Raw genomic sequence first — 7288 nt, 5'->3', positions numbered from 1 at the left:
GCCAAATGCCGGTCGATGCAGTTGGCCGCGACATTGAGCTTGCCGTCCGCGAACCATTCGATCCGGAAATTCGCCTCATCGAACGACCAGTTCCCCGCCAGCTCCGGACGCTTCACCCACTCCAGGCGCTTCGCCTGATCCAGCCAGAAGGCATCAGATTGCGATAGCGATGCCGCGTAGATTTCGGTGCGGGCTGCTTCCCCGATGGACGCGGCTGCTTTCCACTCCGCCGCGACCGGATAGACTTCGGACACACATTTCTCCCCGCATCTTACCGCCAAGACTATGCTTGTCGTTCTCAGCGCACCGGCAGCGGCGGTGCCTTTGCCGCGGAGAGCGAAACCTTGAGTTCCCGCGCCAGCGTGGGCGCGATCTGGCGCATGTCGATCGTGCCGAGATTCTTGCCGGCCGCGACCCCGGGTCCGGTGATGAAGAAGGACGAGTGCATGTCGGGGCGCAGATCCCGCGTCGAGAAGGCACCGTGCGAGCCGCCCTTGGATTTCTTCACCAGCACGCCGGACATCGAATTGCCCATGCGGTAGCCGGGCTTGAACCCGACGATATAGGCGACGCCGGGCGGCAGGCCGCGGTTCGCATAATCCTCCCGCGCATAGATCCTCTCGATGCCGTTCGACGGATCGCCGGCGAGCTTCTGAAGATAGGCGAGGGCTTCGGCGCGGACCTGCCGGTCCTTCGGATTCTCGAACACGATCATCGCCGAACTGCCGACATACCAGGCAAAGGCCTTCCACGAGGTGACGCCGCGGTCCTCGCCTTCGCCGCTGAGCTTGATGAAGCCGGCATCGACCAGCCCGGCGTTGAGATTCACCTGATGCGTCACCGCGTCGAAGCCGTGATCGGAGACAATCGCGACGACGGAGCCGGGAAATGCCTTGCGATGCGCGGCCACGACGCGGCCGATCTGGGCATCGATCCGCTCGAGCGCAGCATTCCCCTCGGCACTGAACGGGCCATGTTCATGCTGGGCGTGGTCGCCCGCCACGAAATGGACCGTGAGGAGGTCGGGACGTTTCTGCTCAATCAGCGCGATCGCATCGTCGGCGATCTTCATGTCGTCCTCGTCATTGCCCTCGACCAGGTTGAAGTCGATGTCGTGCGCCTTCTTGGTCACAGGCCAGAAGATGCTGGCAGTCCGGAGCTTCGCCTTCTTCGCCGCGCCCCACAGCGTCGGCGCCTTGATCTCCGCATAGGCGCTATAGCCCTTGGGCAGCTTCGCCGTCGCCGCGAAGGGGCGGTTATTGTAGATGCCATGCTCGAGCGGCAGCACCCCCGTCACCAGCGTGGTGTGGTTGGGATTGGTGACGGTGGGATTCACGTTGATCACCTGCTGCGCATAGCTGCCGTCCTTGAGGAAGCCGCGCAGCACGGGGATGGCGAGTTGGTGCTTGTCCGCCTCCAGCACCGCGTCAGGGCGCATCCCGTCGATTGAGATCAGCAGCACCGGATGGCGTGCCTGCACCTCGGCGGCCTTTTGCGGCGCACCGGGACGCGCCGCCGCCGATCCGGCGGGGAGGGTGACGATCGCGGCGATCGCGATCGTAGCCTGCAGAATGCGCCGTCGCTTCATCACTGACTCCATTTGCTCTTCCGGATTGGGTGGCGGCCTAGAAGCGATGCTCGAGCTTAACCTTGAACTGGCGCCCGCGCGGGTTGACCGTGCCGGTGAAATAGCCCTCGTCCTCGTCCGCCACCGGGGGCCAGGTGTTGAAGACATTGTTGATGCCAAAGGTGAAGCGCGTTTTGCTGTCGGGCCCAAGTGCTGTGGTGACACGCAGATTATGCAGCACCGCCGGCTTCACGCGCATGTAATAGCGGTTGATGCCATTGTCGTTGAACACGGTGATGGTCTTGGGCTTGCCCAGCGCCTCGTAGATCGCCTGGGTGGTCGAGGCCGAGCTGTCGGCATAGGCGCCGAAATAGCTGGTGAACCAGTTGACCGACCAGCGGCCGCTGCGCCAGCCGAGCGACAAATTGCCCTTCCATTTCGGGCGGCGGTTCTTGCCGAGCTCGTCGGTGACGATACCGTCGTCGGCGAGTTCTTCGTCGCGCTTGAGATAGTTGGTCGCTTCGGCCTTGAGCGTGAACTGGCCGAGACCGAAATCGGGCAGGCGCCAGTTTAGCGCGAAGTCGATGCCGGCGAGCTTGCGCGAACCGAGGTTGATATAGTCGTTGATCAGGCTGGTGATCTCACCGACTGTCGCGCGCTTGGTGGCGTTGGTCGGCTGGGCGGCATTATAGGCGGCGAAGGCGGCGATATCGGCGGGGGTCGGCGCGCGGCGCGTGACGCGGCTGTTGCCGGCATAGGTCGCGGTGCCCGAACCGAGGTTGATCTGACCGATCGGCGTGCCCGAGGCGAGCGCCGCCTGGGTCGCAAGGTCGAGCAGCAGCTCGTCCGTCGCCAGCACTTCGGCATTGCCGAGCGCGGTGATCGCATCGCGCTGATAGAGGTTCCAGTAATCGACGGTCAGCGACAGGCCACGCACCCCCGGCACGTCGAAGACCAGCCCCGCGCCGAAATTCTTGGCCCGCTCCGGGTTGAGCCGGTCATTGCCCTGACGGAAGGTACGCCGCGGGGCGTTGTCGTCGGCCGCCGAGTTGGTGACGTCGAAGCGGTAGGGATCCTGCGTATAGTTCACGCGCAGCAGCGGGGTGGTGTTGGTCTGCGCGAGGTTCGGCGCGCGGAACGATTCATTGTACGACGCACGCAGCTTGAGCCATGGCGTGGGTCCCCACAGCACGCTGAACTTGGGCGTGGTGCTCGACCCGTGGATCGAGAACCGCTCGTGCCGGATCGCGGCGCTGAGTTCGAGCACCTTGAACAGGAAGAAGGAATTGTCGCGCGTAACCAGCGGCAGCGCGATTTCGGCATAGCCGGCCTGGATATTCTGCTTGGCGTGGATGTCCGAATTCGGGCTCATCGCGATGAAGTCGTTGTCGTTCTCACGCAGATACGGGAACTGGCTGCCCGAGCCCGGCGGGTTGAGGCCAGCATAGGGCGCCTTCCACGCATCATAGCGTTCCCAGCGTGCCTCGGCGCCCGCCGCTACCTGGATATTGCCGCCGCCGAAGGGGAGCTTCCACAGCTCGCCCGCGATCTTGGCGTCCCACACGATCAGCTGGGTCTTACCGTAGCGATTGTCGGTATCGTACATCGGATCGGTGACCGATGCGGGATTGAGATAGGGCTGGTCCGCGACGACGCGGTTGTTCACCACCTTGAAGGTTACGGGGAACGGGTTGTACGCGCTCGCGTCGGTGCGGTTGAGCGCCATGCGTAACAGCGATTCGCGATAGATGTTCGATTCGGTCTCGTGGCTATAGGCGCCCGAGATGAGCACGCCGCTTTCCCATGACCAGTTGCGGCCGAAATTGCCGCGTGCACCCGCGAGCGCGCGGTAGAAGCTCGAATTCACCTGGATGTAGCGCTGGCGGGTGCCCGGCGGGATCAGGCCCGAGACGATGGTGACATCGGCTGGCGTACCCACGATGCGCGATGTGCCGTCGGCGTTGGGTGCGCCCGTGGGATGATAGAAGCGCACGCCGAACGGGTTGTAGGGGTTCGAGGCGGGAACATAGAGTCCCGGCTCGTTAACGTTCTGCATGTTCGCTTCTTCGCGCTGGCTCTTCGCGCGCGAGCCCGAATAGATCACGTCGCCGAAGACGGTCAGGCTGTCGCTGAACTCATGCTCGATGAACCCGGCGAGGTTGAGGCGTTTGAGCGCGGGCACCAGGGTGCGATGCGGCAGGCGGTTGTCGTAATATTCGTCCTCGGCGCCGCCCAGCGTCCGCGATGGCGCGGTCTGCTTGAAGTTCACGGCGCCGTCGGCCCCGGGATAGAGGAAGAAGGTACCATCGGTCGCCACCGTCGCGACGCCGCCGGTCGGGGAGGTCGAGGTGGAGATGCCACGATTGCCGTCGGGACGGCCGCCGTTGAAGGTCAGGAAGTCCGACTGGATGAAGCCGCGGCGATACTGGCCGTAATGGGTGATCGTGCTGCCGTTATCGAGATCGTTGTCGCGCGAGAAATTGGCACCGGTCGCGGGATCGACGATCGCCTCGCCGTTCCACGGCGCGGGCAGATCGCGCGTGCGCCGCAGGTCGGATTGCGAGCCCCATTTACGGTCACCGAACAACAGCTTGTTGCGATCGAAATAGTCGGCGGAGACGCCGATCGAGGTATGGCCGAACTGGAAGGTCTTGGCCGCGGTGATGCGGAACTCGTCCGCCCCGCCATCGTCGGTGATCGCGCTTTCGATCGAAATCCGGCCGCGATCCTTGCCCGGATCGATGATGTTGTTGATCACGCCCGCGGCAGCATCGGAACCGTAGATCGCGGAGGCACCGTCGCGCAGCACCTCGACCCGCGAAATCAGCGAGGTGGGAACGACATTCGCGTTGGCCGAGAGTGAGGGAACACCCTGATCGGTCCCGGTGATCGGGTGCGGCGCCAGGCGGCGGCCGTTGATGAGCAGCAACGTGCTGCCCGCGCCGATGCCGCGAAGATCGGGGGAGGAAACGTCGCCGCGTGCGCCCTGGGATGCGATCGTGCCCTCGTTGATCTCGGGCGGGGCGGCGGACGGCAGGGTTTCGTAGAGATCGGCGCCGGTCGAGCCGCCGCGCAGGTCGATCTCCGACTGGTCGATGACGGTGACGGGCAGCGCGCCTTCCTGCGCCTGGCGCAGGTTAGAGCCGGTGACGATGACTTCCTTGGTATCCTCGTCCTGCGCAGGCGTCTCCGCGGGCTGCTCGACGGTCTGCGCACGTGCGCCAGCGGTCAGCGCCAGCACGGCCAGAATTGCGGTGCCGCAACGAATCGAATGACGAATAGCCATTTGTCCCCTCCTGTAATCTCGACAAATCCAGCCCGATAGGAACGTCGTTTCCCCGTCGCCCCGACGTGGGAAATGGCGGGCTCCAGCGTCCTGCTTCGTCGATGTTTCTAGGAAGCTAGCATGGCTCATTTATGTCGAAATAGACGTGCATTACCGATACATTGCACGAGAATTTCGATGGATAAGAGCCCATGACACTGACCCAGCTTCGCAGTTTCGTCGCCGTCGCCCGCTACAACGGTTTCACCGCCGCGGCGCGCGCGCTCAATATGAGCCAGACCACGATCACCTCGCAGATTCAGGCGCTGGAAGAGGAGCATGGCGTGCGCCTGTTCGAACGGCGCGGCCGTCGCATCGAGCTCACCGAAATCGGGCGCGAATTCCTCGACCTTGCTCGCCGCATGACGGGGCTGGAGGACGATGCGGCGATGATGCTGAAGGACAGCGTGCAGATGCGCAGCGGGTCGCTCAAGATCGGCGCGGTCAGCCCGTTCCACGTCATCGAGATGATCGAGACGTTCAACGCCAGCTATCCCGATGTGTTTCTGTCGATGGCGCTCGGCAACTCGGAGTCGGTGCTGCGCGAGCTCGCCGGCTATGGCTGCGATGTCGGGATCATGGCGCGCGATACCGATGACGACCGCTACCATGTCCAGCATTATGCGAGCTATCCCGTGATCGCCTTTGTCCGCCGCGACCATCGGCTGGCCGCGCTCAGGACGATCGAACTGACCAGGCTTGCCGAAGAGAAGCTGCTGCTGCGCGAGCGCGGGTCGACGACGCGCCGCGCGCTGGAGGACGGGTTCGCTACGATCGGCGCGGTGCCGCAGGTGGCGATGGAGATCGGCAGTCGCGAGGCGATCCGCGAGGCGGTGATCCGGGGGCTTGGCATCGGGACGGTGTCGGAGTCGGAGTATATTCCCGACGAGCAGCTCCACCCGCTGCCGATCGCGGGGTCGCCCGTGCTGACCCATATCTATGTCTGCTGCCTGCGCGAACGGCGGCGCAGCCGGATCATCGCGTCGTTCTTCGAGACGCTGCGCGCGACCAAGGCCGGGCGAGCGCCGCGGGCCTGAGCGGGCGAACCGGGCCGTGAGAACCCGGTCCGCCCTGGTTTACCGGCGAATGAACATCGCCACCGTCGCGCTGGCGGCGCTGGCCGCAGCGACGATCAGGAACACCAGCGACGTATCGTGGTGGGTATCCATGAACCCGCCGATCAGCGGCTCGCCCAGACCTGCGAAGAGATAGGCGAAGAAGTTCATGATCCCGACCGCGGTGCCCGAACGCTTGTTCCCGACCAGATCGGGGCAGAGCGCCCAGAAGGACGATTGCGGGCCATAGACGAAGAAGCCGCACAGGAAGAGCGTGGCGAGGCCGAGATACACCTGGCTCGTCGGGATGGTGTACATGAACAGCGACGTGATCGTCGCGAGCACCATGTAGAGAACGATCGCGAGATAGCGCTTCGACCCGAAGACATTGTCGGAGACCCAGCCATTGGTGGCCGCGCCGATCGCCATGCCAACGGGCAGCGCGACCGCGATCCATTGCGGATCGATGAAGCTGTTCGCGGGCGCGGCGTCGCCGCTGCCGCCGAGGAAATGCACGGGCACCCAGACAATCAGGCCATAGCGTGCAGCGTTCTGGAAGCCGATGGCGAGTCCGCCGAGCAGCAGCCGCCAGTTGGAGAGCACCGCCTTGTAGCGTTGCCATGAGCTCTCGTCGTCGGCGACGGCGGCGTCGGCCGCACTCTCGTCGCCATCGTCATGCGGCGAGCGGAAGCCGAGATCCTCGGGTCGCTCGCGCGCGATGAAGTAGAAGGAGATGCCGCCGACCAGCATCAGCAACACGGGCAGGCGGAAGATCCAGCGCCAGTCCAGCGCGAGCGTGTGGACGACGATGATCGAGGTGACGAACGACAGCACCGACGCCATGCCCGCGGCGAAGACGTAGAAGCCGAAGATCTTGCCGCGTTCATGTTTGCCGAACCAGTTGGACAGCAACCGGCTGCCCGGCGCCCAGCCCAAGGCCTGAAAATAGCCGTTGAGCCCCCACAGCGCGCCAAGGCTGACGACACCGGTGGCGAAGCTCGCCGCCCAATTGGCGATGCACGAGAGGATGGCACCGGCGCTCATCACACGGCGGCCGCCGAACTTGTCGCCGATATTGCCGTTGATCGCCTGTCCGATCGCATAGCACCACAGCAGCGCGGCGCTCACCCAGCCCAGCGTCTCCTTGGAAACGCCGAACTCGGCCTGGATGCCCGGGATGGCGAAGCCGAAGGTTTGCCGGCCGGTGTAGAAGAACAGGTAGCAGAACATCGCGGCAAGCAGCATCCGCCGCTGTGCGCTGCGGAAACCCGGCTGTTCACCGGACGAAACCTGGCCGGTCATGCCGCCCTGTTGAACATAGTTCATACGCATCCCTCCGGT

General features: G+C 64.4%; 5 protein-coding genes. 1 reads left to right on the top strand and 4 read right to left on the bottom strand.

Annotation, left to right across the window (positions count from 1 at the left end):
* From AC07NK_RS19310 to AC07NK_RS19300, 3 genes are all read right to left on the bottom strand, one after another.
* The coding region (locus tag AC07NK_RS19310) for an acetyl-coenzyme A synthetase N-terminal domain-containing protein (RefSeq protein WP_495172244.1) at positions 1 to 254 on the bottom strand (254 nt) is incomplete at its 3' end.
* Positions 255 to 298: 44 nt separating this feature from the next.
* Positions 299 to 1588, bottom strand: a complete 1290-nt coding sequence (locus tag AC07NK_RS19305) for an alkaline phosphatase family protein (protein WP_495172243.1) — start codon at positions 1586 to 1588, stop codon at positions 299 to 301.
* A gap of 37 nt (positions 1589 to 1625) precedes the next feature.
* The gene (locus AC07NK_RS19300) at positions 1626 to 4853 is read right to left on the bottom strand and encodes a TonB-dependent receptor plug domain-containing protein (RefSeq protein WP_495172242.1); all 3228 of its coding nucleotides are present in this window, start codon (positions 4851 to 4853) and stop codon (positions 1626 to 1628) included.
* Positions 4854 to 5044: 191 nt separating this feature from the next.
* On the opposite strand from AC07NK_RS19300, the gene AC07NK_RS19295 reads away from it, so the two are divergent.
* On the top strand, positions 5045 to 5929 hold the full coding sequence (locus tag AC07NK_RS19295; protein WP_495172241.1) for a LysR substrate-binding domain-containing protein: 885 nt from the start codon (positions 5045 to 5047) through the stop codon (positions 5927 to 5929).
* A 39-nt stretch (positions 5930 to 5968) separates the two neighbouring features.
* Here the strand turns inward: AC07NK_RS19295 and AC07NK_RS19290 are convergent, their stop codons facing one another.
* On the bottom strand, positions 5969 to 7273 hold the full coding sequence (locus AC07NK_RS19290; protein ID WP_495172240.1) for an MFS transporter: 1305 nt from the start codon (positions 7271 to 7273) through the stop codon (positions 5969 to 5971).
* Positions 7274 to 7288 lie beyond the last annotated feature (15 nt).

It is taken from the genome of Sphingomonas sp. GW821-FHT09B04, from assembly GCF_059418285.1.
The sequence above is the reverse complement of the archived record's forward strand: the minus strand, read 5'-3'. Positions and strand labels throughout refer to the sequence as shown.